This window comes from Clostridia bacterium, from assembly GCA_017410375.1.
In the GTDB taxonomy this organism is placed as follows: Bacteria; Bacillota; Clostridia; order RGIG6154; family RGIG6154; genus RGIG6154.
Map to the genome: position 1 here is coordinate 1 of JAFQQW010000002.1, position 26,597 is coordinate 26,597.

Sequence of the window (26,597 nt, forward strand, 5' to 3'; positions counted from 1 at the left end):
ACAGCAATTTTGTGTGTTGCAAGAGGGAGCTTATTTTAATGTAGTCGCAGCCTAAGCAAGCTCTCTTGTGGTACCCAAAACCGTTTTAACGCTACCGCTAAACGGTTTTGACCACTCCGCCCCGAGCTGACAAAACAGTCCACCGGACTGTTTTGTTTAACCGCTCGCGCATAGCAAAAACGCATTTATCAAAAGAAAACGCGCAAAATTTTGCGTGTTTTCTTCATTTTGTGTCTTTCTCGTGAGTTTGCACAAACTTTGTTCGTCTTTATACTCGCGTTTTTGCGATCCGGACTTTTTTTACATTCCCTTTTTTTACTCTTTCTTTTCTTCTTGCGGTAGATTGAGTTGTTTTTCAATTCGTTTTAAAGCTATGTAGTTGCAGATTGAGAAAACGGTCGCAACAATACACAAAATGACTGCGACAAAAAAGCAGACAAAACAAAAAACAGTAAACAGACTCACACCCACAATAAAATCGCTGGGCAACGTATTTAAAAAATGAATCATCCCTTGTTTCTCCTTTCACTTTAACGGTTCTTTATCTTTTTTCATGAGGCGGTACAGCAAAACGGCACCAAGTACCGCAGTGAGCAGGGCAACCACCTGTGAAATACGGAAAGGTCCCCAATAAAGACTGTCGGTACGCAGACCCTCAATAAAAAATCTGCCTACACCATACCAGATGAAATATGTAAAGCACACCTGTCCATCCTTTTTCTTGTGCTTGTTCAGCCATATCAGCAGAAAAACACCGCACAGACTCCAGAGACTCTCATACAAAAAGGTGGGATGCACAAACACTTCGCTTCCACCCGAGGTGTGAAGTTCCATGCGCCAGGGCAGACTTGTTTCTCCGCCGAACGCCTCGCGGTTGACAAAATTCCCCCATCTGCCGATGGCTTGTCCTAACATAACCCCCGGCACACACACATCAAACAGCTTTTTCCAGTCAATTTTTTTGTATCTGCAATAGGCATACGCCGCAATGCACGCACCGATGATGCCACCGTAAACCGCAAGACCGCCCTCCCAGATTTTAAAAACATCCAAAAGATTGTCTGCATAATGCTCAAAGCGGAACGCGCAGTAATAAAGCCTTGCACCGATGATGCCGGCAGGGGCACCCCACAGTACAACGTCTAAAATGTTATCGGCGGTTAAATTATGCTGTTTAGCAAGATGTGTACACAAAATAACCGCTAAAATGATGCCGGTTGCAATCAGTACGCCGTACCAGTATACATCTTTTCCGAATAAATTGAATGCCACGGGGTTGACATTAAAAGAAATGCCAAGCCCGGGAAATCCGATATAGGTATCCATATTATTTCGGCAAAATGACAGACAAAACGCATCTGTCTTCTGCCAGCTCCTCTCTGATAAATTGTTCCACATCCTGCTTGCTTACGCTGTCGCACGCTTTTAAATAATCAAAGAAATTGTAGCCCAGAAATGCCGATTCCATCACGTTATGCACAACCGTTTCCACATTGTTGAAGCGACGGATATATCCGCTTCGGCAAAGGGTAAGCTTGCGGTTAAATTCCGTGTCCTCCACACCGTTTTCCACAGCCGAAGCAATGGTTTTTAAAACTCTTTCCCGCACCGCTTCGTATTGGTCGCCCTCACCTGAAAGGATTGCATGGCGATACATAGGACAGCACTCAAAATCAAACTCGAAATTTTCGTTGATTAAGCCTTCATCATACGCATCCAGATAAAAGGCACTGCTTTTACCGAACAAAATATCCAATGCGGTTTTGCCAATAATTTCCTGACGCAAAAGTTCAAAGCCTTCCGCCTTTTTTATCCCTTTAAAGCCAATCATATACAAAGGAAAGCCTACTGCAAGCTTTTGCTCCGTGTAAGATTTAAGCACTGCAGTTTGCTCTTCCGGATAGTGCTTTACAGGCGCTTTTCTCGGCTCTAATCCCGAAAGCATCTGCTCTACCTTACCTGCGATTTCATCCGCATCCAAATCCCCTGCGATAATCAGTGCCATATTCTCGGGTGCATAATACATGTTATAGCAATCGTACAGAAGCTCAGGGGTAATGCCAGAAATGCTTTCCACGCTGCCCGCAATATCCCGTCTTACGGTACAGTCCTTATACATCGCCTCCAGCAGATTCTGGTACACTCTCCAACCCGGCTCGTCTAAATACATGTTGATTTCCTGCCCGATAATGCCCTGCTCCTTTGCCACATTTTCCTTAGTAAAATAAGGCGTGCGCATCAGGTCGATTAAAATTTCAAGATTTTCTTCCAACTTGTCGGTACAGCTGAAGTTATACGCCGTACAGCCAAAGGAAGTAAAGGCGTTGGCAGACGCACCGGTTTTTGCATATTTGGAAAAGGCATCTCCCTCTTCGCTTTCAAACAGCTTATGCTCTAAAAAGTGTGCCAGACCGTCGGGGATACCGTACGTTACACCGTCTTTTTCATAAAAAACATCCACCGACCCGTAATTTGCCGCAAAATAGGCACATTTTTTGGAAAAACCGGGCTTGGGACAAATATAAATCTTAAGCCCCGACGCATGGGTATACACATATATCTTTTCGTCTAAGGCTTTATGCTCTAACAGAATCCGTTCCATTTATTCTTCTCCTTTTAAAAAGTAGACTGTATCCAAAGTCACGCTGTTTGCCGCCGCAACAATTTCTTCTTTGGTTACGGCATTTAACTGCTCAATCACATTTTCGAGTGTGTCCTCTACACCGATTGCCGAAAGATTTGCATAAAAGGTTGCAAGACCTAAGCCGGTATCTGTGATGCCGTTTAACGCATCGGTTAAATCGAGCTTTGCCGCTTTAATATCCTCGTCGGTAAAATTGCCCTTCTGCATTTCGGAAAGCTGCACCAAAATTTCGTTTTTTGCCGCCTCGTAGTTTTTGAATTCAATACCGCTCGAAACAATTAAAATGCCTTTTACATTCACAAACCGCGAGGAAGCATAATAGGCAAGGGACAGCTTTTCACGCACATTCAAAAACAGCTTTGAATAGGGCGAACTGCCAAACAATGTATCAAACAGCATCATAGAATAAAAGGCAGGGTCGGCACGCATAATGGCAGAGCGGAATCCCATGCAAAGCTTGCCCTGGGTCACAGGTGCCGATTCTTCCACATATCGCACGGAATCTGCTTTTTTCACATGCACGGGAAGATGGATTTTACGGGTGCGTTCTGCCCGGATGGGTAACACATTTTCAAGTGTCCTGCAAACCGCTTCTTTATCAAACTGTTCTGCGAAATAGAACGAAATATCCGCATTCTGAAGCAATGACAAATACGCCGCATACAGCTTTTCGGGTGTAATCTCGTCTACCGTTTCTTCTGTGCCGTTTTCGTTAATACTGTATTCCTCGTTTTTGCACATTTCTTCAATCAGGCGCTGGGATGCATATTTTCTTTTATCATTCACCACACCTGCAAGAAAGATTTTCAAATTCTCCTTTTCCCGTTCCACATAGCTTTTACGGAAAGCATTATTCTCCAGCAACGGACGGAACAGTACCTCTGCACAGAAATCAATCAGCTTTAAAAAGGGGGCTTTCCCTTCTGCATACTTGTCTGCCACCGTTTTAAAGCGGAGTGCCAGCAACTGACACGCGCCCTGCTTGCTGATATTAAAAGAGCAGGAGGCACCGTAAAGCTCTTCCAGATATACATTCAAATCCCCTGTTTCAGGATATTTTGCACAGCCACGCGTTAAAACCGCAGGCAAAAGTGCATTCAGTGCGGCACTTTTTTCATCCAAAGGTGTGCGGATATATACGATAAAGGTTGCCGTTTTAAACCGGTTGTCCGGCAAAAGACAAACCTCAAATCCGTTAATCGTTCTTTTTTCCATTTTCTTTCCTCCAATGCAAGGTACCCGCATGCAAAAAGCATCTTCGGGCATACTCTATTTATTATAGCATATATTCTGCAGAAAATCCATAGATTTTTATTGATTTGTAAAGCAAAATCGTGTATAATTAAAGTAAATTCATTTACTTTAGCGATTTTAAAGGGGTATTTCATGAAAAAATTTAATCCCGTTTTTAAAGGGAAAAGTTTTAAAATTTTGAATATCTGTTGTGTAAAGTTTCGGGGAAGCTTTGTGCTTGCCAACCTTCCCAATACCATTTCGGTAACCGGTATTGAGAAATATTACATCAGCATTGAGGACATTTTGCCCTATACACAACGGGACGGCTCTACCCTTTGCGCGCCCAATTTTCGTGAGCAGCTCCGCTACGAATTCTTAAACCGCCTCAAAAAGCCTGATAAGCATTTAAAAGAAAACAACAGACATACTTCCTATTATTAAAAAAAAGCGATTGCTCTGCTCTGCAATCGCTTTTTTAATTCCCTATTTCAAAAACATAGTACCAATACCTGTATCGGTAAAGATTTCCAGCAAAATAGAATGGGGAATACGTCCGTCAATGATATGTACGCGGTTTACCCCTTCCTTTACGGCATGCATGCACGCATTTACTTTTGGTACCATACCGCCGGTGATGACGCCGTTTTCAATATAACGGTGTGCGTCGTCAATGTTTAATGCAAACAAAATGTCGCCCTTGCTGTCCTTTACGCCCTCTACATCGGTTAAGAAAATGAGTTTTTCTGCTTTCAGATGCGCTGCAATTTCATTGGCAACGGTGTCAGCATTGATGTTGTAGCTGTTTCCCTCTTTATCAGTACCGATTGGTGCGATAACCGGGATGTATCCGCTGTGAATGAGGGTGTCAATCATGTCGGTTCGTACCTTTTTGATTTTGCCCACAAAGCCGATATCCACGGGATTTCCATCCTCGTCCTCGGTCAGCTTTTCACATTCCATCAGCTTACAGTCAATACCCGATAAACCAATCGCATCTGCACCTTTTGTGTTCAAAAGCGAAACGATTTCTTTGTTGGTTTTTCCGATTAAGGTCATCTGTGCCACGCGCATGGTGTCCTTGTCAGTCACGCGCAAGCCGTTTTCAAAATGGCTTTCAATATTAAAGATTTTTAGGTTTTCGTTGATGTCGGGGCCGCCACCGTGCACCAGTACGGGGTTAATACCGATAAATTTTAAGAGGGTTAAATCCTCCATAACCGAATTTTTCAGATGGTCATTAATCATGGCGTTGCCACCGTATTTTACAACCACCGTTTTTCCGTTGAGCTTACGGATGTATGGAAGTGCTTCAATCAATATGCCCGCTTTTTCAATTAAAACTTGCATTTTTTCTGTATTTTCCATGATTTTCTCCTTACAAATAGTATCCGGGCGCCGCAAGACCTGTCTTTTCGTCTAAACCAAACAGAATGTTCATGTTCTGGATTGCCTGACCGGACGCACCCTTAATTAAATTATCCAGCGTAGAAATTACAATGACGCGGTTGACTCTCTTATCCACCGTAATACCGATTTCCACAAAGTTCGAGCCGGCTACATTTTTAACCTGCGGAATTTTGCCTGCATCCAGCACACGAACAAAGTATTCATTCTTATAGAATTCTCTGTACATTTCCACAATTTCCTCGCAGGACAAATCCTTGGAAAGGTTTGCATACATAGTAGAATATATACCGCGCTTAAAGGGTGCTAAGTGAGGTGTGAAGGTGAGCTTAATGTCTTCGCCTGCCAGAATAGAAAGCTCCTGCTCAATTTCGGAGGTGTGACGGTGGGTTGCTACCTTATAAGCCATCATGGTGTTATCACATTCGCTGTAGTGATACGCAAGTCCTAAGCCTCTGCCTGCACCGGTTACACCGGATTTGGCATCCACGATAATGGTTTTTGTGTCAATAGCCTTTGCCGCAGCAAGCGGTGCCATACCCATAATAGAACAGGTGGTAAAGCAACCGGGATTGCCCACAAGAGAAGTCTTTTTAATTTCATCTCTGTGTAATTCACAAAGACCGTACGCCTTCACCTTTAAAAGCTCGGGCGCGCAATGGGCATCTTTATACCATTCCTCATACACCTTTACATCGTTGTAACGGAAATCGCCCGAAAGGTCGATAACCTTAATCCCCTTTGCATAAAGAGCAGGGATAACCTCTTTAGAAGCACCGTGCGGAAGAGCGGTAAATGCCACATCACACTCTCCGGCAACCTTGTCGATATCCAGCTCCTCGCAAACCAGATTGCAGACATTTTTAAAATTTCCGTAAATTTCATCAATGGGTGTGCCTGCAGTAGAATGGGAAACCAGCATCTTGATTTCTGCCTCGGGATGCATGGAAAGCATACGAATCAGCTCTTCCCCCGTGTATCCCGTAGCACCTAAAATTGCAACTTTAATCATATGTATCAACTCCTGTTTGCACCATTATACACTATAATGCATAAAAATGCAAGTATTTTTTATTTATTCAATAAATTTTTCTTATTTAAATTGTCAAGGGCACTTTTTAAGCCTAATTTCCCGTAGCTGTAGGTCAGTCCGCCTTGCATATATACAATATAAGGTTCAATCACGGGACCGTCTGCCGAAAGCTCAATGGAGGAGCCTTGTGTAAACGCACCCGCCGCCATAATCACCTCGTGCTGATAGCCGGGCATTGCCCATGGCTCAGGCAGAACCTTTGAATCTATGGGCGAGCCCATCTGAATACCCTGACAAAAAGCAATGAGCTTTTCTCTATCCTCTAAACGGATTGCCTGAATAATGTCTGTCCGTTTTTCATCCGATGCCGGGCAAACCGAATAACCCAAAGACTCGAACACACCTGCCGCAAGCACCGCGGTTTTTAACGCCGAGCAAACTGCAGAGGGTGCCATAAACAATCCCTGATAAAAGGATTTGTTGACCCCTAAGGTCGCCCCGCCCTCTTTGCCGATGCCCGGGCTTGTCATGCGGTTTGCAATGCGCTCGATTATTTTTTTCGAGCCTACAATATACCCCCCTGTGGGTGCAATGCCGCCGCCGGGATTTTTAATAAGCGAGCCCGCCATCACATCGGCACCTATATTGGTCGGCTCTACCCGTTCGGTAAATTCACCATAGCAGTTGTCCACAAAGATAATGGCATCTGTTTTGGTTTTCACAAAGCTTAACAGCTTCTCCATTTCCTCCATGTCTAAGGATTTTCTGTAACTGTAGCCCTTAGAGCGCTGAAGCATCACCATTTTCGGATTATGCTCTGCAATAGCCTTTTCAATGCCTGCATAGTCGGGGGCACCGTTGCTTAACAAATCCACCTGCCCGTATGTAACGCCCAGTTCCTTTAAAGAGCCGGGTGCCTCTCCGCGGATGCCGATGGCTTCCTCTAAGGTGTCATAGGGTTTGCCGGTGATGGCGAGCAGATGGTCTCCGGGGAGCAGAACCCCGAACAGCACCGCCGTTAAAGCATGGGTACCCGAGGTAATGGTATGCCGTACAATGGCATCCTCGGTACCAAAAATCTCGGCATATATTTCTTCTAAAGTGTCTCTGCCGAAATCGTCATAGCCATAGCCCGAGCTTGAGGCAAAATGCGCTTCATTCACCCCAAACTTCTGAAAGGCACGAAGCACCTTTTCGGCATTGTAATATTCATTTTCTTCTAAGACACGGAAAGAGGCTTTTACCTTTTCCTCTGCCGCGCGTATCAAATTATCCATTTCAATCCTCCAAAAGAGTCTGTACAATTTTTTCAAGGTTGTTTGCCGTTTTTACGCGGATACCCTGACGGACATAGTCCGTAAAAAGGGTTGGAATACCTAATACCGCTGTGGTATTCCATGCCGATTTACTTCCTAAAGTCTTTTCGGTATTGTCTGCAGTGCGTGCATACGGGATTTCTGCTTTTTGCAGAGCTTCTTCTAACAAAGATGAACTTTCGGCAGAAGCACTAAAGCCTTCTCCAAGCATTTTTAGCGCAAATGTATCGCTTTTGGTTTCTTCAAAAATCAAAGTTTTGTCAGGCTTTATGGTTTCGGTTGCTGCCTGCAGACCTGTGGTGTTGTGGTGGGAATTTACCCCCAGCACCACACAGATATTCCGCTTGGTTTCGGGCGCGGTTAAAAGGGCTGCCACAGCTAAACGGTTTGCAATGCTTTTGCCGAGCAGAAGATTTTGTTCCTTGTCGGTTTCGCCTTCAAACTCCCCGTCAAGCACACCGCATCTTCCCTGCTCTATCCCTTCTCCGCCGTCTGCCATATAGAGATATTTTTTATCTCCTTCTTCACAGACAATGCCGGTATAACCGCCAAAAGACACCGTCATGGACGGATAAATCTTACGGCTCCCCAGGTGCGAAAAATACACCTTTTCATTTTTAATTTCCATGGCAAGCACCGCATCCTCATCCAGCGAAGCATACAGCATGGTAAGTGCGCCTTCACCGTTGTTCCGGTATACTAAATTACCAAACGCATCCTCTTTAAAATGCGGATATTTCATGGTAATATATTTTTTCAAAATGCCCTCGTCCCCACAAGGGGCAGGCAAAGCACAAAGCATCTGTAACAAATCTAACATAAGCTTTCTCCTTTCAGATAAGCATCCAAGAGATTGACTGTATTTTTAAAATCTTCTTTCGCAATCACACCCACCTGCGCATGCAGATACCGGCAGGGACAGGATACTGCCGCAACTTTTTTGCCGTTTGAGGCGATGGCTCTTGCATCGTTTCCGCCTGCGGTCACATTTTTAAACTGGTGCGATATATCGGTTTGTGCAAGTCTGCTTCGCACTTCAAGATTTGCAAAGGAAGCACCGTCTGCAATGGTAATGGCAGGGCCGTCACCGCAATTTGTGGAACGCTTTTCCTTTTCCACATCCGGCATATCCAGACAGGTTGTGTTTTCCACTACAATATAAACGTCCGCATCAATCCGTCTTGAGGCAACCGTTGCACCGCGTGTGCCCACCTCTTCCTGGGTGGTGAACACAAACCAGATGTCATGGGCGTAGGTGTTTTTCGCAAGCTCTGCTAAAATTGCACAGCCCGCACGGTCATCAAAGGCTTTGCCGAATATGTGTGTTTTTGTTTCATGCCAAAACCCTTCAAAATATGCAACATCACCCTTTTTGACCACCGTTTCGGCTTGTTCTGCAGAAACCGCGCCAATATCGATATAAAGCTTTTCTAAGGGCAATTTTTCTTTCTTTTGTGCATCGCTCATCAGATGCACCGCTCTTGCGCCGATGACACCGGAGATACTGCTCGGACCAACCGTCACCCGTTTGCCCACCAGCACACTTTCGTCAATACCGCCTACGGTGCGGAATTTCAGCAATCCCTCGGGAGTGATGGAGGAAATAATAAGTGCCACCTCATCGGTGTGCGCAAAAAGTGCCACCGTTTGCCCTAGGTCTGTGCCCTTTTTAAAAGCATACAGATTCCCGATATTATCCCGAAACACTTTGTCACAGCATGCCTTCATTTTTTCGGTCAGTACCGCTGATACCGTTTCTTCAAAGCCTGAGGTGCCGTTTAGCAAAGACAGTTGTTTTAGCATACTTCCACCTCCGAAACCGCACGGATTTCATCCGCAGAAAGATTTGTAATATAGGCAAAAAGCAAATCTGCCGTACTTTCAAAATCGTTTATAAACATGGTTTCCACGGGGGTGTGCATATAGCGGATGGGTACAGACAAAAGTCCGCAGGGAATGCCTAAGTTTTGCACCTGATACATCCACGCATTGGTGCCCGAACACCCCTCTAACACCTCGGTCTGGTACATAATGCCGTTTTTTTCGGCACGGTCCAAAAGGCCCTTACTGATTGCTTTATGCATATTCGGTCCCACGCCGATGGCAACACCCTTTGTGCAATCCAACGCCTCGTCCGAGGTTTCGTCGGGGGTTTTGCCAAAGGTTACATCCAGAACAATTGCCATATCGCCCTGTACCGCACCGTATTTTGCACCCTTTAACCCCATTTCCTCGCCGGTGGAAAACACCGCCGTCAGGTTAAAGGGTAATTCAACATCTTGTAGTCGTTTAAAGGTTTCAAGAATCAGTCCACAGCCCACGCGGTTATCTAAGTAAGTACCGCTTACCGCAGACAACATTTCCGCAAAGCGGGGTGCATAACGGATACGGTCGCCTACACGGATGCTTTCCGCATTGTCACCCGTGTCCACCCAAAGCATGGAAAGGGAGACTACATTTTCCGCATCTTTTTTATCCATCAGGTGTGGCGGTTTAGATGCCACTACGCCCGGAATGTGCTCTTTTCCGATTTCCACCAGGGTGTTGGGCAGAATTTTTGCATCCATACCCCCTACCGATGCAACCCGTAAGAAACCTCTTTCGCCCACTTCCTTTACGCAAAGACCTACAGAATCCATATGCGCATCCAGCAAAAGGGTGGGTGCGTGTTCATTCTTACTCTTTTTAACTGCAATCAGGTTTCCGGCTTTGTCGGTATACACCGCATCGGCTGTGATTTCTTTTTTCAAAGCCTCACGGACTTCATCTTCCTCACCCGAAACTCCGAACGCCAAACACAGGCGTTCCAGCTGTTTTATATCCATATATTCTCCTTACAGATTCATGACAAGCTCTTTAAAGAGGTTGCCTCTTTCTTCAAAGTTTTTAAACATATCAAAGCTGGTGCTGGCGTTGGACAAAAGCACCACATCGCCATTTTCCGCCTTTTCTCTTGCGGTTTTCACCACATCTTCGTATGTAGTAAAGCGCAGAATTTCCACCTTATCGCCATTTTCCGCTTTGCGCACCGCGCTTTCAATGGCATCAGAGGTTGCACCGATTAACAGCAGGCATTTTACATGCTCTGCAATGGCAGGTCCGATGTCATCATAAGCAATACCCTTGTCTTTACCGCCTGCAATCAAAATCACCTTTTGCGGAAATACTTTCAAGGTGTTAATGGTACGGTTCGGACTGGAATCAATGGAGCTATTGTAATACCGAACCCCATCTAAAGTACGCACCAGTTCAATTCTGTGGGGCACACCGCCAAAGTCCTTTGCCACATTCACAATGCTCTCTCTGCTTACCAGATCATGCACTGCCCCGATGGCAGTCATGTAGTTTTCCACATTATGATTGCCGGGAAGCTTGATATCTGCGGTATCCAAAACCGCTTCATCCCCATAGTAAATTACACCGTTTTTTAAATGCAAAAGGGCATCCCCTTTGGAAGAAAAGGTACGAAGCACCCCTTTTGCTTGTTCCGAAACCTTTAAGGTATCCGCATTGCCTGCATTGGTTACAAATATATCGGATTCACTCTGATAAAGCATGATGTTCTTTTTCGCATCAATGTATTCCTGATAATCCTTGTGCACATCCAAATGGTTGGGCGAAAGGTTGGTCATCACCGCAATGTGCGGAGATTTCTTAAAGGTCATCAGCTGAAAGCTGGAAAGCTCCACAACCACCTTATCGTTTTCTTTCACCTGAGCAATATCGGGAAGTAAAGGCTTACCGATGTTACCGCCGAGCCATACCTTATAGCCCTCTGCTTTCAACATTTCGGAAATTAAGGTTGTGGTTGTGGTTTTGCCGTCACTGCCCGTTACCGCAATAATCTCGGCAGGACACAAATCGAAAAACACTTCCATTTCAGAGGTTATGATACTGCCCGAAGCCTTTAGCTCTAAAAATTTCGGGATGTCGGGACGGATACCCGGGGTACGGAAAATGATTTCCCCATGCATGTTGTCGGGGAATGCATCCCCAAGCACCAACTCAACGCCTCGCTTTTCAAGGTCGTCCGCAACCGCGCCTAACTGTGCTTTTGTTTTCTTGTCCCCCGCGACTACCTTTGCGCCACAGTCAAGCAGCATGGAAATAAGCGGAATGTTGCTGATTCCCATACCAAACACACCTATTGTTTTGCCTTTTAAGCCTGCAAAATATTCCTGATATTGCATCATACTAACCTCCAAAACTTTCTAATATAATAGTATACCACTTTTTTTGCGGTAAATCAATCTTTTTTGCGGTTTGAAGTAAAAAAAATACACCTTTTTTAAAAATTGCGCAATTTTTTATAAAAAAGAGTATACAAATTCCAAAAATTGTGCTAAAATAATCATAATAATACAGGTTTGGAGGTTTACAGACCATGAAAGAGGGTAAAATTTTTTCTGTACGACCCATGGGCTACAGCAAAAAGAATGTAAATGCCTATTTGCTGGAGTTGGATGAGCGGGCACAGCAAAAGCTTGAAGAAGAGCGTCGTAAAAACGAAAAGCTCGCCAAAGAGAATAAAAAATTACAGGAGGCTTTAGAAGCACAGAAAAAAGAGCTTTCGGCATTAAAGGAACAAACCGACAAACTGAAGGCGGAGCTGGAAACAAAAGCAAAAAAGGCTACGGGTGGTGCCCTTTCCGCCCGCTTTAGAAAGCAGAAACAGGAGGTAAAAAAACATGCGTGAAATCATTAAAATTTTAGAAAAAGACGGCAAAGCAACAGCTGAAAAAATCGCAAAGCAGTTAGGTCGCGATGTAGAAGAAGTAAAAAAAACCATCAAGCAGATGGAAGAAGATAAGATTATTGCCTGCTACAAAGCGGCAATCAACTGGGAAAAGGTGGACAGCGATTTGGTGGTTGCCATGATTGAAGTAAAAATCACCCCACAGATTGGCAAAGGCTTTGACAGAGTGGCAGAGCGTATTTACCAGTTCCCCGAAGTTAAAAGTGTGTACTTGATGTCTGGCTCGTATGACCTTGCCATTAACATCGAAGGCAAAAATGTGCGTGATATTGCGCGTTTTGTCAGCGAAAAGCTGGCGGCACTGGAATGCGTAATTTCCACTGCAACCCACTTTGTTCTCAAAAAATATAAAGACGGCGGTGTTATTTTAACCGATGGCCCGAAAGATGACAGAGAGGTGATCGGCATTTGAGCTTTTCCTTTGAAATTTCGCCTATTGTTACGGACATCAAGCCCTCGGGCATCCGTAAATTCTTTGACCTGGCAAGTGAAATGACCGATGTGCTGTCCTTAGGAATCGGTGAACCGGACTTCGTGACCCCCTGGCACATTCGCGATGCAGGTATTATGTCTTTGGAAAAGGGGCAGACCTATTACACCTCAAACGCAGGCCTATCTGAGCTTAGAGGTGAGCTTTGCACCTATTTAAAAAGACGTTTTGATTTAGAGTATACCCCTGACCAGGCACTTATTACCGTCGGTGGCAGTGAAGCCATTGACGCAGCTATCCGTGCGCTGATTACCGAAGGGGATGAAGTGATTATCCCCGAGCCGTGCTTTGTTTGCTATGACCCCATTGTGCGCTTGGCGCACGGTGTACCGGTGCCGATTGTTACCGAGGAAAAGGATAATTTTATCTTAACCCCCGAAAAATTAAAAGCGGCAATCACACCCAAAACAAAGCTTTTAGTTCTCCCCTATCCCAACAACCCCACCGGGGCTGTGATGACAAAAGAGCAGTTAGAAGCGATTGCCGAGATTTTAAGAGACACAAATATCGGCATTTTGTCGGATGAGATTTATGCAGAGCTGACCTATTCGGGCAAGCATTGTTCTATTGCAAATCTTCCCGGTATGCAGGAAAGAACCATCATTGTAAGCGGTTTTTCCAAGGCATATGCCATGACCGGCTGGCGTTTAGGCTATGCCGTAGGCAACCGCGACGTGATTAAAGCCATGACCAAAATCCATCAGTTTGCCATCATGTCCTCCCCCACGACCGCGCAGTATGCGGCAATTGAGGCGTTAAAAAACGGCGATGAGGATATTGCGGAAATGGCATCCCAGTATGACGAACGAAGAAGAGTTTTGATTGACCGCTTGAACGAAATGGGACTGACCTGCTTTGAAGCTCGCGGTGCCTTTTATGTGTTCCCGTCCATCAAATCCACAGGACTTTCGTCCGAGGAATTCTGCAAGCGCCTTCTGGAAACCAAAAAGGTTGCGGTAATCCCGGGCAGTGCCTTTGGCGAATCGGGCGAGGGACATGTGCGTATTTCATATGCCTACTCCCTAAAAACCATCAACAAAGCGCTCGACCGCATGCAGGAATTTTTAAACGAGCTGAAAGAAGGATAATATGACTTTAGCGGTAATTGACTTAGGCTCTAATTCTTTGCGCATGGGTGTGTATCAAAAAACGCCTGACGGCATTCAAATGGTGCATCAGGAACGGTATCCCACCCGTCTGAGCGAAGGCTTAAGCGAAGACAATTTATTAAAAGATATTGCCATGGAACGCACCGTAAGTGCGTTCCATGCTTTAAAAGAAAGTATCGGCACGTTCTCCGATTGTACCGTAAAATGCGTTGCCACCGAAGCCCTCCGACGGGCAGAAAACGCGGATGTTTTCTGCAACCGTGTACAAAAAGAAACGGGCATCCGCATCGAAATCATTGACGGGGACAGCGAAGCCCGATACGGGCTTTATGCCGCTTCCCTTTCCGCTAAAACCGACTCATTTTATATGTTAGATACCGGCGGTGGGAGCTTTGAAGTGGTGCTTTGCGAAAAGGGTGCCTTAAAGGGACACACGTCTTTGCCCTACGGTGCGGTGGTTTTGACCGAAACCTTCCAGCCCGACCAAAAGGGTATTGATGAAATTTATCCCTTTGTTTTAAGCAAGATGCAGGAAATTCCGTTTGTACAGAAAAACGGCTATCCCATTGTACTTTTAGGCGGTTCAAACCGCATGATTGGAAACATGTACACCTTAACCCACGGCATTCCCTGGGGGGACGGGGTGTGCGTACCTTGCAACGCGGCTAAAGACATTATGCGTCGGATTACCAAAACACCGCTTGAAAAACGCCTGGAGCTGGTGGGCATGGAGAAAAACCGTGTGGACATCATCACCGCGGGTCTGATGCCCCTTGCGACTCTTCTGCAATGCACCAACGCTGAAAAGCTGATTCTTTCCACCAACAGCATCCGCGAAGGTATCGCGGCAGAACTATTACTTTAAAAACCAAAGGACTTGGAGCTAAACTCCAAGTCCTTTTTTATATTTCCCGGGTGTCATTCCCGTTTGCTCTTTAAATTTTCGGATGAAATAGTATTCATTTTCATAGCCGATTTGTCCGGCAATTTCTTTGACCGAAAGACTCCCCTGCCGCAGAAGCTGTTTTGCATGCTCGATGCGGATATTCTGTAAGTCTTTTTTGGGAGACACCCCAAACCGTGCTTTATAAAGAATGTAAAAATATGGTGTACTCATATATGCTTTTTTCGCCATAAGCTCTACTGTCCATTTTTCCTGACAGTTTTCTATAATCGCATTTTTCACCGCAATCAGTCTTCTATGCATCGTGTCCGTAAGGACCGGTCTTTCTTTTATAATATGTATTTTAGCAATACGGAAAAACAACTCGTGAACCAATGCATCGGTAATTTCTTTTTTAAATGTGATTTGCTGGTTCATCTCGTACTTGATTTTTTGTATAATATCCGTCACAAAATCGGCTTTATACAAGCTATAAGGCATATCATATTGAAGCCTTGTTCTTTTCATCAAATCAGTCAAATCATCCTGTATTTCCATCTTATCAAACTTAAGCGGTTTACCATTACTTTCAAAACGGCAGGGCGATGCACTTTTGTAAAGGATTAATGTCGCCGGCTCTGCCGTTATTTTTTCTTTTTTTGTATGAATGATGACAGGCGTATGAAAATAAAGCAGGACTGAATTTCCGTTCGTGGTCTGTATAAGCTGTGCAGGTGCTTTTTCAGAATTGTGTTCGCCTTCCCCTTCGTGATTTCCGGAGTCTGCCCACTCAAATTTCACATCTGAAGGTCTGGAATACGCACCGCCTTTTGCAACCAGTCTGAAATACTCGTTGTTTGTTCCGGCAAAATAATAGGTTCCCACCTTTGTCCACGCGCCCTGACGGTCAACCGTTGCTTCCGAAACCGAAAGCGGAATGTCATGGACCGTTTCACCGTTTGCATACACTTCGCCCGTCATTTTCACAGGATTTTGATCGGCCCCGTATTTGATATTCCAAAAAGAAATAGTATACCGACCCGGACGTAAGTTGTACGGTGTATACTGTGCAAACCCCTCCGGCTCAAGACTGTAATAAGAAGCACCTTTCGAAGTAATTCCGGTTGAATTCGCCATTCTGGCAGTTTCCCACCTGCCTTCCATATGAAAGCTACAACGGTTTTCCAAGTTGCCCACAGCAGAATCAGGGAGCTTTGAGGACATAATTTCCGGGTTAATGACAATCATTCAATCACCTCTGTTTTCATTATATAAGAAATTATAGAAAAAGTCAATTTTTTTAAACATAAATATATTTTTTTGCGTTTTTACTTCTGATATTATTAAGTAAGGAGCATATTTTATATGTATAACAAAAAATGAAAAAGTCAATTTTCATTTTAAATCCCGAAAAAAATGAATCAATTGGTCGCATGTATGAATTTTGAAAAGCAAAAAAGTGTTTACTTTTAAAATATTCTAAAAAGGAGAAAAAATATGAAAAAACAAATTTCCATTATCCTGGTAATCTGTTTGCTCTTGTGTCTGACACCCACATCCGCACTGGCGGAAGATACGAATTCAGGTGAAAGCGTACAGCTTGTTACCTTTCAGCGCATCGGCACAACAGACAGCGGATTTTCTCAGGCAGGTTCATCCTGGAAGGATGCAACTATGCCGGATTCTACCGGCGACACAACCAGAGGCGTAAGTAAATACAGCGGTTCGGTCGGTCATTATGTCCAGTACACGCCCACCAACTTACAACCTGGCTGGTATGATGTTTCCTTCTGGAACATTAAATATCAGGATAGCCAGAATCCCATGAAAATGACCGCGACCATTTTTTCAGACAGTGTAACAACCGAAAACATTACCTTAGGTGTAAACACCACCTCTGAAGACCGTGGCGGTATATGGACCAAAATCGGCACCTACTATTTTGCAGGCACCAATGACGAATATTTACGTCTTGTTGCTTCAGGCGGTTCTCATGCCAGAATCGCGGACGTGAAATTTGAACTGAATGAGAGCTACCAACCGCCCAAAGCGACCTTCCAGCGCATCGGCACAACAGACAGCGGATTTTCTCAGGCAGGTTCCTCCTGGAAAAATTCAACCATAGCGGATTCTACCGGCGACACAACCAGTGGAGTAAGTAAATACAGCGGTTCGGTCGGGCATTATGTCCAGTATACACCTAACAACTTACAACCGGGGTGGTACGATGTTTCCTTCTGGAACATTAAATATCAGGATAGCCAGAATCCTATGAAAATGACTGCAACCATCTTTTCAGGCGGTGACACAACCGAAAACATCACTTTAGGTGTAAACACCACCTCTGAGGACCGTGGCGGTATATGGACCAAAATCGGCACTTACTATTTTGCAGGTACCGATGACGAATATTTACGTCTTGTTGCTTCAGGCGGTTCTCATGCCAGAATTGCAGACGCAAAATTTGAACTGAATGAAAACTACCAACCGCCCAAAGTGACCACACAGCGCATCGACACAACAGACAGCGGATTTTCCACCTATGGCGACAACTGGAAACCGGCCAGCATGCCGGATTCTACCGGCAATACTACAAGAGGTGTAAGCTTGTACACCAATTTGACAGGCTCTTATGCCCAGTACACACCCAAAAATCTGGAGCCGGGGTGGTATGATATATCTTTTTGGAATATCAAATACAGCACAAACCAAAATCCCATCAAAATGACCGGTACCGTTTTTGCCAACGGCAAAACAAAGGAAAATATTAAACTTCCCGTAAATACCGAGACAGAGGACCGTCAAGGTATATGGAGTAAAGTCGGCACCTATTATTTCAGCGGTACCGACGATGAGTATTTCAGGCTTTTTGTATTTGAAAACGGAGAATATGCACGTGTTGCGGATGTAAAATTTGAAAAAAACGACAGTTTTGTTCCGCCCCCGAGCTTCGGTGATACCGAAATTTCCTTAAACGGCACCGACCGCTTCCACGCAATATCAAAAGAAGGAAATTATTCGGTATACATTAACAAAACAGCTGCAACGGACGGACTTTTAACTTTATACGCAAACGGTGCGGAAATTGCCAAGCATTACACAAATGGCGTCGAAACCGGAAAGATTTATCTCGGTACTTTTTCCTTCCCGGACGATGCGGATGTTGAGCTTTGCTATGTCCCTCTCACAGGCTCTGCGCCCTCACCCGTAAGTACAGTATATTTTGTACCCGCAAGCGGTTCTTACGCCATATATAAAATGTATAATCTGCAAAAAGATGAAGAAGTGTTCTTCTTCAACGCAGGCATGCATAAAATTACGGCAGACATTACCAATAATTCAGGCAGTAGCGGCTATTACAAGCTGATCGGTGCAGTTTACGAAAACGGTATTTTAATAAAAAGCGTATCCAGCGAGCGAATATATCTTGAAAACGGCGAAACCGAAAAGCTTGAAGTACAGGTACCCATCACCAACTCCAAAAACAATACAGAACTGAAAGCTTTTGTGTGGGATGATTTCTCTAATATTCGCCCCAAAGTTGTTGCGAAAGCTTTTCAGGCACAGGATGACCGTATTTTCGGTGCTGTAACCATAACGCCCAATACATTTGACAGTACAGGCAGTTGGACCATAGCCGGAAATTCTTCGGCTTTCACCGGCACCATTCTGTCAGGGAAAACTTCTTCAAGTGCAGAAACAGAACCTGCAACCGTATCCCTTAAGCTGCCTGAAAACGACTACAGAATATGGGTTCGTACGATAAACTATACAACCAATCCCGATGCCCGTTATTTCAATGTGCGCGTAAACGGCACCGTTTTGGATAAAACCTTCGGTCAGATAGGTCAGGACGGTCTGTTCTGGGAGGACGGTGGCGTTGTAGCATTAAACGGCGAGACACTGCTTGAAGTGCTTGACACCTCTAAATACTACGCAAAAATTGACAGCATTGTAATTACCGACGATCTGGATTACACCCCTGCCGATTCCTTCGAACAAATAACCGAACACGCACCCATACTGACTAAAAACCCCTCTTCCATGACAGAATCCGCAATGATGGCAGATTTCACCATGGACAAAAACTATGTTGGCGGAAACTACATCTTACATGAAAAAGGAAATAATACGGTTCACATTTCGCCCGACTTAAGCGATACAAGTCTTAGCGATGGTTGGTTCTATTGGAACTTTAAAGCAACAAGCGGCTCTGACAGAACTGTAACCTTCAAGATTACGGGATGCACACAGGTTATCGGCGCGAGTGGTGCTGTGTACAGTACCGATGGCGGAAATAACTGGTCTTATATTACCGAAAGTGCAAAAAAGACACAGTTCAGCTATGATTTCAAGGCAAACGAAACAGTACAGTTTGCGGTAACCATTCCGTACCAGTATAGCAACCTGACATCTTATATAGGCACGCTTTCGAGCGACAGAGTGGCAGTTTCCACCCTTTGTAAATCGGAAGAAAACCGAGATGTCCCTCTTGTAACCATTGGTAATCCCGATGCAGAAAAGGCAGTTATACTGACCTCCAGACATCACTGCTGTGAGACAACAGCCTCTTATCATTTGGAAGGCATCATGGATTATCTGTCCCAGGATGCCCCCGATAGTTTGTTTGACACCTATTGCTTCTACATTGTGCCTATGATGGATGTGGACGGTGTAGAAAACGGCGACCAGGGCAAGGGTCGTGCTCCGCACGATCACAACCGTGACTATCAGAAAGACCTCTACAGCTCTGTCCGTGCACTCAAAGCATTTGTAGCGGATAAGGATGTGGAATTCTTCTTAGACCTGCATTGTCCGATGCTTCAGACATCTAAACCCTACCTGTACTACTCCACCGAGGACAAAGATGCGGTTGCTGACTTTAGTGCAATACTTGCAAATGCCACCGCAAACAGCGAATATTCCAACCCTATCATCTTTGACGGAAGCCGTGACTACGACTCGGGTGATCACTATGCTGATTGCTCCAGAGGTTACTTCTTCCTGGAAGTTGGTTCTCCCTTCGCTACAACCTTGGAATTCCCCTACTCAGGCGAAGTAGGCGATGAATACACCGTGGAAAGAATTTACAACTTTGGTACAGATCTGGCAAAAGCAATTGAAACCTATATTACGAAATAAACCAAAGGACTTGGAGTTTAACTCCAAGTCCTTTTTGTTTCTTATCCCATAGAGCGCATTCTGTATAAGCCTTCGCCAATTGAGTCGATATACACATAACGCCAATGTGAAGTTGACACTGTCCCCCAGGCGTATCTGTCTACATAGCTATAGAAAACGGCATCCTGTGTTGCTTTATCTGTCTCCCATTCTCTGCCAAACACCCAACCATCTTCCAAATCTTCTTTTGTTTCGCGATAGTAGGCGGCGTCCAGCCTTTCTGTCATTTCTGCATACCCCGCCTCGTTTAAAATGATATCGGTTTCTATATACGGTTTTACAAACCACAGCTGACCATCCTCGTAAATTTCCTCTATCCAATAATTATATGTATATTTTTCGATTCCCGTTTCGGGCAAAGCCACCAGCATCTCTTGCTGAAAAAGTTCAGCTACGGTAAGCTCTTTATCTGTCGGGAAACGGATACTGCCATCTGCATTGTATGAAATTGCAATTTCATTCGTAGCACTTTCTCCGCCTTTTTTGTAAAACCTTAATTCAGGAATGGTGTTTTCCGGCATCCACATTGTCGTTTCAAGGCCGTCATCGGTATAATATCTGACAATATGAATACCTGACCCTATTGAAATCCCGTCACCTATAAAATAACGCACGAAATTCCAATCCATACCGCGACGGATGCCTGCAAAATCTTCAAGTGTCAATTTTTCACCGCAAGGCTCTAATTTTTGAGTGTCCCACCAAAGGGATATGCGATTAAAACAAGTAATAACCTCTTCTTTTGTGGTATAATCCTTCGGAACAAATTCCATAGCGCCTTTTCCCTGCAAAATTCCGCGTTCACGCAAGGTATAAACATCTTCTTTTGCCCAATCCGAAATTTGTTCTTCATCTTTAAACTCTTTTAATTCGCTTAAATAGGGATTTAACTGCGAAGGTGCATATTTCTCCTGCTCCAACGAAACAATCTTTCCTAAAACCTTGGCAAGCTCTTCACGGGTAATCAAATCAAATGGTGCAAATTCTGTTTCGGTTTTGCCGTTGATAACACCCAGATGATACAGCTTTGCTACTGCCAAATCATTTGTATCGTCAAAGGGAGCAGAAATTTGCACATTTGTTTCTATTCCGCGGGCATTTAAGAAGCTTTCTGCTATCTGGCAAACCTCAAGACGGTTTATGGGCAAGGTGTAATTTGCCTCATTCCAGGGTAAGGTGAATTTTAATGTGTGTGCAGTTTCAATATCCTCTTTTGCCCATTCCGAACACTCCGCACTCAAAATAGTATTGGTTGTTTCTCCGCTTTTCATCCTTGTAATAAGGGTACGAAAACGCTCAAATTCACCGGGGTTAAACCGATGTGCGTCTCCCGGATACATCGGATTCTTCCCGATTTGAATGTAAAACCAGTTTTCGTCCAAACGAAAAGCATCACGCGTGCCATCCTGCTTATGCACCGAAATATACCAGTCCTTTTGCTCATCCAAAATTATAAAATTTTCTCTTACCGGATTTTCGGGTGTTTTCCACAACGCATCAAGATAAAACACGATATCTGCCATTTTCTGCTTGTCCTCAGTCATATAAATATCGGCATAATCAAAATTTGTCCCGATTGTAACCTTTATCGGCTCGCTTTCAGCACGTGCCGATAAGTCGCAAAATCCGAGGCATAACAAGAGTCCAACAACCAAACACAGCTTCTTCATACGATTCACCATCCTTTATGTTTTCAGTATAACTCTATCCCTCTTCCTTGTCAAGCACCGTGGCGCAAGCGTTGCGTTTTACGGCACAAGCGTTGATTTTTTATACTGCCCGGGTGTCATTCCCGTCTGCTCTTTAAATTTTCGGATAAAATAGTATTCATTTTCATAGCCGATTTGTCCGGCAATTTCTTTGACCGGAAGTTTAAATTTGACCCTGAAATCATTAGAGCCATCAGCAGCTGTGTAAATTTTCTTGACAAAACACAATTTTTATGGTATAATTGTTGCGTAGTGCAACATGATGGTGTGAAGCAGTTCCTTCTACCCGGGTTAAAGAAACCGAAACACAAACAAGGAGAAAAATTATGAAAATATATAATATTTACTTTTCGGGTGTACAAACCAAGGATGCATTTTACGAAGCCATTATCAGGGCAATGAATTTCCCGGATTGGTGCGGTAAAAATGCCGATGCCATTTGGGACATGATGTATATGGATGTAGAATACCCTGCTCATGTTTTTTTACATGACACCGAAACGCTCACCGACTATTTAGAACACGATTTTTCGCTTTTGCTGGAAACATTTGAAGACGCACGCGAAAAATACAAGGTAGATATAAATGTAACTTGCCTGTAACCATCATTTCACATGATACAGATTCATTCGGTAAGATCTAACATACCTAAAAAAAGAACTCTGTTCAGTAGAACAGAGTTCTTTTTTATCATTTTAGTTTAAAGGTTTAACGGTACCGCCCTTAACAGTTCTTACAGAACCGTCTGTTGCGGTAAGCTTTAATTCGTAGCTGAACGGTGCGTTCACATCGTCAGCCTTTACGATAAATTCGTAAGGATAGCTTTCGGTAGAAACCGTTTTCTTTTCACCGCCTGCGGTATAGGTCATTTCAACCTTTGTTACAGCCGACGGTTTGTCGGTTGCATAAACGTATACATAGTAATCGTTTTCGTTCATCTGCAGAACGATTGCTTTACCGTTGCCATGGTCATGGTAGGTAGAGCCAATTTCTACGTCTGTGCCCTCTAAGGTGTAGTCAAAGCCTGCAAATGCCGGAGCCTTAACTTCGGGTGCATCAATTGCTACCGTAATCATGCCCTTAGCAGGAACGGTTACGGTCACCTGACCGTTTTCAACCGTTGCTTCAGACTTGTTGCCTGCCGCATCATAAATGGTTGCAACGCCCGAAACTGCACCAACCTTTTCACCAAAGGTCAAAGGCGTTGTTACATCGGATGCAGACTGATTCATGAGCATAAATGCGGCTTTGCCGTCTTTTCTTGCACCAACCCAGTCAATCTGCAGATTGCCGGAATCTAACACCCCTTCGTCAATCCACAGCCACATATCATTCATGTCATACACATTGCCCGGTGCAAAGCCGTAGTGGTTTGCATAGAAGAATGCATAACCGCTCTGACGAACATAGGGGAATTCAACTTTCTGACCCGAACGGTAGAATGCCTGGTTGATTAAGAAGTCTTCCAGCATTGCCATAAACGGCGGTAAGTGGTGGTAGTAAACACCCGATACGTCAGGTCCTTTATAAGGATAGTTTTCCTGATTCTGGATGTTGGTTGCACCGTATCTGCCGTAGTAGTAGCCGGAGTAGTTTGCAAATCTGCCCACCATTGCATTTTCTGCAACGGTTGCTAAGTATTCATCACCGGTGTATGCCGCAATTTTCAGCACATCACCAACCCACATGCTCATGATGATGTTACCGGAGTAACCGCCCATTAAGAAGGTGGACGCCTGCTCTAAGCCTAAGCCGGAGCGTGCCGCTGTCCATGCGTCAACGGTTTCGGAGTAGTCGGTCTGGTCGTTAGGACCTAAAGGCTTCTGCTCGTCACCAACCCAGCAATGATAGCCGTTAAAGGTGTTTTTGGTGTTGTAGTTTACAAGAAGCTGTTCTGTTCTCTGGTCACCGGTTACGCCGGGCACCCAAAGGGTGGTTACCAGATACTGTGCGGTATAGTATGCCGCATCTAAATAACGCTGTTCGCCCGACAATTCATACATATCCACAAGTGCCGGTAGGTTTGCGTAGTAGGTGGTGTAAATAAAGTCACCGAAAGGCTTTTGCTGTGTCTGATCACCATAAACGGTGCTCTCTAAATATTCGTCAGCCTTCTTCATAGCGCTTTCCAAATACTTCTTATCACCGGTGTACTGATACAGATACATGTCATCCGAGAAGGGAGTCATGGAGTTGTAGCCGTTGATATTCTTACCTGCCAGGGTGTTCTGAATACCGGTTTCCAAAAGATACGGAACACGGCCACGGGTCAGTTCGTACAAACCGCCACGTACGTTCATGTTGTAAATATTGATGAAACTACCGATGGGATACGGAATCTTTTCGATAGAAACGTAACCGTTGGATGCCGCCAAACCACCTTTGGAGTTGAACTGCAGATTACCGCGGGTCATGAAGTTTGCAATGGTCGGCAAGGTTCTTTCCACCAGGTAATTTTCATCTTCTGTTAAGAGATAAGTCTGCAGAGCCTGCATCGGGTCTGCAACTGCTGTGGTATTCTTACTTTCAATGTTCCAGTAAGACTTATCCAGCGGATCCCAACCGGAAAATTCGGGGTCTAAGGAGAGCTTTCTGGTGTTGAAGATTGCTTCGTTCAAGGACGCATAAGTATGCTGTCTGTAGCTGTCCACACCATAGATATCCTGTGCAATGAATTTATAGCTGTCAAACCAGTCTGCTACACGGGAAATAACTCTGTAGCTGAACGAAGTGGTCTGACCGGGAGTGAGGTAGGAATCAGGCGCACCTAAAATCGGTGCAAATGCGATACCCTGATAACCGCCGTCTGTACCCTTCATACCGATACCGTATTCTGCATCGGTACGTTTTACTACATCCACACGGGTCATGGACGGGTCGATTACAACACCCTTGGTAACCTTTGCGGTGGTGTATTTGTTGTTTTCAGGCATGGTATAGGTGCCCATGGGGGTAAACAGATACTGTTCGGAATAAATACCGCCATCTTCGTCTACACGTTTAGACTGTACACGGAAAGGTGCTAAAGCAAAATAGTACTGTTCAAAGGTCATCTCATCGCCTTCTGCCGCACCGATGGTGTAGTAGCCATCCATCGTAAAGGACGCATCTACCGAAACTTTAGGAGAATCGGTTTCATCCACGATTTCCCAAACTGCATTTATCGTACCAACGTCTGTAGACGCGGTGATTTTTACAGCTTTATCGGATATAGCTTCTATACTTGTGGGCACAAACCATTTCAAAACGCCTGCCTTGAATACATCTACACCCATATAAGAGGAAGCCGGCTTATCCGCAGCAGTTAAATACTGGGACTGGAATACATATCTGTCCTGGGGCGCAATACCCAAAGAAACGGCATTGGCACGGATAACCATATAACCTAACTGTTCGTTTCTGTTGTTGGTCTTAACCCAGGTGCCGTTTACATTGTTATAAATTTCGTTCTGGATTACAACACCGTTAGAGGTCTGAACCTGATAGAACTTAACCTGTACTTTATCGTTTCCGATTACGTTTTCAGAAAGAATTGTACCCTCTTCTCTTGCGTATGCAGGATAGAGCGGAACTTCCACATCAAACGCACGAACAGGTGCTGCCTGCGCAATCAGTTCGCTGTATGCGGTAGAGGGCTGATAATCCATATCGTCTGTAATCAGAATCATGTCACATCTTGCATAGAAGCCGGATGTATCTACCAGTTCTAAAATATGTTCGCCTGCAGTTAAATCCACATCGCCTGCAGTCTGCCAGCTGAAGCCGTTGTTCCCGTGTGTACCCATCAGACCGCCAATCTGCTTGCCGTCAATCTGAATGGCAAAGGTACGCTTGGAGGTATAGCTGGAGGTATAGTCACGGCTGTGCGCAAATACTCTGTACTTGCCGTCTTTTACAACATTGATTCTTGCTTTTGCGTTCTTTGTAAGCTCAGGTCTGCCATCCTCAGGCGCTGCATTGTCAGCCTCAGGAATCATACCGCGCATTACACCGCAATCAAAGCTGCCGGTTACCACACCTTCTAAGTCCCATGTACCTACATCATAGTAGCTTTCGGGAGTCAGCATGATAAGCTGCGGCGGAATTTCCGCATAAATCCAAACAGTCTGGTTTGCATCATCCCAGGAAACCTTTGCACCAAGTGCTTCGGATACGAAACGGAGCGGTACTAAAGTTCTGGAATTAACTAAAGTTGCGGGAGAATCCAATGTATATTTTTCACTGCCAACCTTTGCTTCGGTAGAATCAATGGTTAAGCGGATATCGGTACCGTTACGGGAACCGGTTGCGGTTTGTGTTTCATCGTCCCAGCCAACGGTACAGCCGAGCGCTTCAAAAATTGCGCGGAACGGCACCATGGTTCTGTCGTTAATGAGTACCGGCGGAACATCAAAGGTCATATAAGAACCGTTTAAGTTGATGGCAATTTCATCCGCCGGACGGTTCGGGTCTTTTTCTGTATTTACCTTTGTGGGACGCATATCACCCATAGCCACTAAGGATTTAATACCGTTGTTGGAGCTGTCGGGAACGAAATCTAAATTATCGGTAATGATAATCATATCCCATCTGCCGTAGTTACCGGTATGGTCAATAATCTTAATTTCATTCTGTCCTGCAACAAGAGGCAGAACAGCTTCTTCAAAGCCCCAGTTGGTACCATGTACACCGCATTCTCTTGCGTATACACCGCCCACATGAATCTGGAACTTTCTGCCACTGTTGGCAGGCTGGTCGAAGCTACGAACCATTACCTTATAGATACCGGTCTTGGGAACGGTAACCGTAAAGGTTGCAGGTTCATTCAAATGCGCTCTGCCGTCCGCCTTGGACATA

At 44.7% G+C, this 26,597-nt stretch carries 22 protein-coding genes; 7 read left to right on the forward strand and 15 right to left on the reverse strand.

The window, feature by feature from the left end; all coding sequences use genetic code 11:
* Nucleotides 1-315 precede the first annotated feature (315 nt).
* From IJE10_00290 to IJE10_00305, 4 genes are read right to left on the reverse strand one after another with little or no spacing between them, the layout of a single operon-like run.
* On the reverse strand, nt 316-510 hold the full coding sequence (locus IJE10_00290; GenBank protein ID MBQ2966545.1) for a hypothetical protein: 195 nt from the start codon (nt 508-510) through the stop codon (nt 316-318).
* Between the two features lie 15 nt (nt 511-525).
* On the reverse strand, nt 526-1,326 hold the full coding sequence (locus IJE10_00295; GenBank protein ID MBQ2966546.1) for a prolipoprotein diacylglyceryl transferase: 801 nt from the start codon (nt 1,324-1,326) through the stop codon (nt 526-528).
* A 1-nt stretch (nt 1,327) separates the two neighbouring features.
* Complete coding sequence (locus tag IJE10_00300) at nt 1,328-2,602, reverse strand: insulinase family protein (GenBank protein MBQ2966547.1); 1,275 nt, start codon at nt 2,600-2,602, stop codon at nt 1,328-1,330.
* Nucleotides 2,603-3,859, reverse strand: a complete 1,257-nt coding sequence (locus tag IJE10_00305; GenBank protein MBQ2966548.1) for an insulinase family protein — start codon at nt 3,857-3,859, stop codon at nt 2,603-2,605. It lies immediately after the preceding gene.
* A gap of 171 nt (nt 3,860-4,030) precedes the next feature.
* Between IJE10_00305 and IJE10_00310 the strand changes: the two genes are divergently transcribed.
* On the forward strand, nt 4,031-4,321 hold the full coding sequence (locus tag IJE10_00310; GenBank protein ID MBQ2966549.1) for a hypothetical protein: 291 nt from the start codon (nt 4,031-4,033) through the stop codon (nt 4,319-4,321).
* A gap of 42 nt (nt 4,322-4,363) precedes the next feature.
* Here IJE10_00310 and argB read toward each other — a convergent pair whose 3' ends face one another.
* Genes argB through IJE10_00345 form a run of 7 tightly spaced genes read right to left on the reverse strand, consistent with a single transcriptional unit; the run spans nt 4,364 to nt 11,823 of the window.
* Entirely contained in the window at nt 4,364-5,245 is an 882-nt protein-coding gene (gene argB, locus IJE10_00315; GenBank protein MBQ2966550.1) for an acetylglutamate kinase, read from the reverse strand.
* A 10-nt stretch (nt 5,246-5,255) separates the two neighbouring features.
* Nucleotides 5,256-6,296 (reverse strand): N-acetyl-gamma-glutamyl-phosphate reductase, encoded by a 1,041-nt coding sequence (locus IJE10_00320; GenBank protein ID MBQ2966551.1) that lies wholly within the window; start codon nt 6,294-6,296, stop codon nt 5,256-5,258.
* A 59-nt stretch (nt 6,297-6,355) separates the two neighbouring features.
* Nucleotides 6,356-7,594, reverse strand: coding sequence for a methionine gamma-lyase family protein (locus tag IJE10_00325; GenBank protein MBQ2966552.1), 1,239 nt, complete (start codon nt 7,592-7,594; stop codon nt 6,356-6,358).
* A gap of 1 nt (nt 7,595) precedes the next feature.
* Entirely contained in the window at nt 7,596-8,453 is an 858-nt protein-coding gene (locus IJE10_00330; protein MBQ2966553.1) for a hypothetical protein, read from the reverse strand.
* Nucleotides 8,447-9,436 (reverse strand): M20/M25/M40 family metallo-hydrolase, encoded by a 990-nt coding sequence (locus IJE10_00335; GenBank protein ID MBQ2966554.1) that lies wholly within the window; start codon nt 9,434-9,436, stop codon nt 8,447-8,449. The genes IJE10_00330 and IJE10_00335 overlap by 7 nt, the downstream gene beginning before the upstream one ends.
* On the reverse strand, nt 9,430-10,458 hold the full coding sequence (locus IJE10_00340; protein MBQ2966555.1) for a M42 family peptidase: 1,029 nt from the start codon (nt 10,456-10,458) through the stop codon (nt 9,430-9,432). The genes IJE10_00335 and IJE10_00340 overlap by 7 nt, the downstream gene beginning before the upstream one ends.
* A gap of 9 nt (nt 10,459-10,467) precedes the next feature.
* On the reverse strand, nt 10,468-11,823 hold the full coding sequence (locus tag IJE10_00345; GenBank protein ID MBQ2966556.1) for a UDP-N-acetylmuramoyl-L-alanine--D-glutamate ligase: 1,356 nt from the start codon (nt 11,821-11,823) through the stop codon (nt 10,468-10,470).
* Between the two features lie 194 nt (nt 11,824-12,017).
* On the opposite strand from IJE10_00345, the gene IJE10_00350 reads away from it, so the two are divergent.
* The 4 genes from IJE10_00350 (at nt 12,018) to IJE10_00365 (ending at nt 14,853) form a co-directional block, all read left to right on the forward strand.
* Nucleotides 12,018-12,329, forward strand: a complete 312-nt coding sequence (locus tag IJE10_00350; protein MBQ2966557.1) for a hypothetical protein — start codon at nt 12,018-12,020, stop codon at nt 12,327-12,329.
* Entirely contained in the window at nt 12,322-12,801 is a 480-nt protein-coding gene (locus tag IJE10_00355; protein ID MBQ2966558.1) for an Lrp/AsnC family transcriptional regulator, read from the forward strand. Before IJE10_00350 ends, IJE10_00355 begins: the two co-directional genes overlap by 8 nt.
* A gap of 80 nt (nt 12,802-12,881) precedes the next feature.
* Entirely contained in the window at nt 12,882-13,967 is a 1,086-nt protein-coding gene (locus IJE10_00360) for an aminotransferase class I/II-fold pyridoxal phosphate-dependent enzyme (protein MBQ2966559.1), read from the forward strand.
* A gap of 1 nt (nt 13,968) precedes the next feature.
* Nucleotides 13,969-14,853, forward strand: coding sequence for a hypothetical protein (locus IJE10_00365; protein MBQ2966560.1), 885 nt, complete (start codon nt 13,969-13,971; stop codon nt 14,851-14,853).
* A gap of 18 nt (nt 14,854-14,871) precedes the next feature.
* On the opposite strand, the gene IJE10_00370 is transcribed toward IJE10_00365, so the two are convergent.
* On the reverse strand, nt 14,872-16,119 hold the full coding sequence (locus IJE10_00370) for a helix-turn-helix transcriptional regulator (protein ID MBQ2966561.1): 1,248 nt from the start codon (nt 16,117-16,119) through the stop codon (nt 14,872-14,874).
* A gap of 249 nt (nt 16,120-16,368) precedes the next feature.
* Here IJE10_00370 and IJE10_00375 point away from each other — a divergent pair, with 249 nt between their 5' ends.
* A complete protein-coding gene (locus IJE10_00375) occupies nt 16,369-20,013 on the forward strand; it encodes a hypothetical protein (protein MBQ2966562.1) in 3,645 nt (1,214 codons plus the stop codon).
* Nucleotides 20,014-20,054: 41 nt separating this feature from the next.
* Here IJE10_00375 and IJE10_00380 read toward each other — a convergent pair whose 3' ends face one another.
* Both IJE10_00380 and IJE10_00385 read right to left on the reverse strand, forming a co-directional pair.
* A complete protein-coding gene (locus IJE10_00380) occupies nt 20,055-21,722 on the reverse strand; it encodes an S-layer homology domain-containing protein (GenBank protein MBQ2966563.1) in 1,668 nt (555 codons plus the stop codon).
* A 78-nt stretch (nt 21,723-21,800) separates the two neighbouring features.
* Nucleotides 21,801-21,989 carry a helix-turn-helix transcriptional regulator gene (locus tag IJE10_00385; GenBank protein ID MBQ2966564.1) on the reverse strand — a complete coding sequence of 63 codons (189 nt, stop codon included), beginning with the start codon at nt 21,987-21,989 and terminating at the stop codon, nt 21,801-21,803.
* A 98-nt stretch (nt 21,990-22,087) separates the two neighbouring features.
* Here IJE10_00385 and IJE10_00390 point away from each other — a divergent pair, with 98 nt between their 5' ends.
* Complete coding sequence (locus IJE10_00390; protein ID MBQ2966565.1) at nt 22,088-22,363, forward strand: barstar family protein; 276 nt, start codon at nt 22,088-22,090, stop codon at nt 22,361-22,363.
* 93 nt (nt 22,364-22,456) lie between these two features.
* Here the strand turns inward: IJE10_00390 and IJE10_00395 are convergent, their stop codons facing one another.
* Nucleotides 22,457-26,242, reverse strand: coding sequence for a hypothetical protein (locus IJE10_00395; GenBank protein ID MBQ2966566.1), 3,786 nt, complete (start codon nt 26,240-26,242; stop codon nt 22,457-22,459).
* Nucleotides 26,243-26,597 lie beyond the last annotated feature (355 nt).

Coding starts and splice junctions, on each gene's coding strand:
- IJE10_00350 (MBQ2966557.1), top strand. CDS start 12,018: ATGAAAGAGGGTAAAATTTTTTCTGTACGACCCATGGGCTACAGCAAA.
- IJE10_00305 (MBQ2966548.1), bottom strand. CDS start 3,859: ATGGAAAAAAGAACGATTAACGGATTTGAGGTTTGTCTTTTGCCGGAC.
- IJE10_00345 (MBQ2966556.1), bottom strand. CDS start 11,823: ATGCAATATCAGGAATATTTTGCAGGCTTAAAAGGCAAAACAATAGGT.
- IJE10_00390 (MBQ2966565.1), top strand. CDS start 22,088: ATGAAAATATATAATATTTACTTTTCGGGTGTACAAACCAAGGATGCA.
- IJE10_00330 (MBQ2966553.1), bottom strand. CDS start 8,453: ATGTTAGATTTGTTACAGATGCTTTGTGCTTTGCCTGCCCCTTGTGGG.
- IJE10_00365 (MBQ2966560.1), top strand. CDS start 13,969: ATGACTTTAGCGGTAATTGACTTAGGCTCTAATTCTTTGCGCATGGGT.
- IJE10_00320 (MBQ2966551.1), bottom strand. CDS start 6,296: ATGATTAAAGTTGCAATTTTAGGTGCTACGGGATACACGGGGGAAGAG.
- IJE10_00370 (MBQ2966561.1), bottom strand. CDS start 16,119: ATGATTGTCATTAACCCGGAAATTATGTCCTCAAAGCTCCCTGATTCT.
- IJE10_00380 (MBQ2966563.1), bottom strand. CDS start 21,722: ATGAAGAAGCTGTGTTTGGTTGTTGGACTCTTGTTATGCCTCGGATTT.
- IJE10_00355 (MBQ2966558.1), top strand. CDS start 12,322: ATGCGTGAAATCATTAAAATTTTAGAAAAAGACGGCAAAGCAACAGCT.
- IJE10_00395 (MBQ2966566.1), bottom strand. CDS start 26,242: ATGCGTCCCACAAAGGTAAATACAGAAAAAGACCCGAACCGTCCGGCG.
- IJE10_00325 (MBQ2966552.1), bottom strand. CDS start 7,594: ATGGATAATTTGATACGCGCGGCAGAGGAAAAGGTAAAAGCCTCTTTC.
- IJE10_00290 (MBQ2966545.1), bottom strand. CDS start 510: ATGATTCATTTTTTAAATACGTTGCCCAGCGATTTTATTGTGGGTGTG.
- IJE10_00340 (MBQ2966555.1), bottom strand. CDS start 10,458: ATGGATATAAAACAGCTGGAACGCCTGTGTTTGGCGTTCGGAGTTTCG.
- IJE10_00360 (MBQ2966559.1), top strand. CDS start 12,882: ATGACCGATGTGCTGTCCTTAGGAATCGGTGAACCGGACTTCGTGACC.
- IJE10_00335 (MBQ2966554.1), bottom strand. CDS start 9,436: ATGCTAAAACAACTGTCTTTGCTAAACGGCACCTCAGGCTTTGAAGAA.
- argB (MBQ2966550.1), bottom strand. CDS start 5,245: ATGGAAAATACAGAAAAAATGCAAGTTTTAATTGAAAAAGCGGGCATA.
- IJE10_00310 (MBQ2966549.1), top strand. CDS start 4,031: ATGAAAAAATTTAATCCCGTTTTTAAAGGGAAAAGTTTTAAAATTTTG.
- IJE10_00300 (MBQ2966547.1), bottom strand. CDS start 2,602: ATGGAACGGATTCTGTTAGAGCATAAAGCCTTAGACGAAAAGATATAT.
- IJE10_00295 (MBQ2966546.1), bottom strand. CDS start 1,326: ATGGATACCTATATCGGATTTCCCGGGCTTGGCATTTCTTTTAATGTC.
- IJE10_00375 (MBQ2966562.1), top strand. CDS start 16,369: ATGAAAAAACAAATTTCCATTATCCTGGTAATCTGTTTGCTCTTGTGT.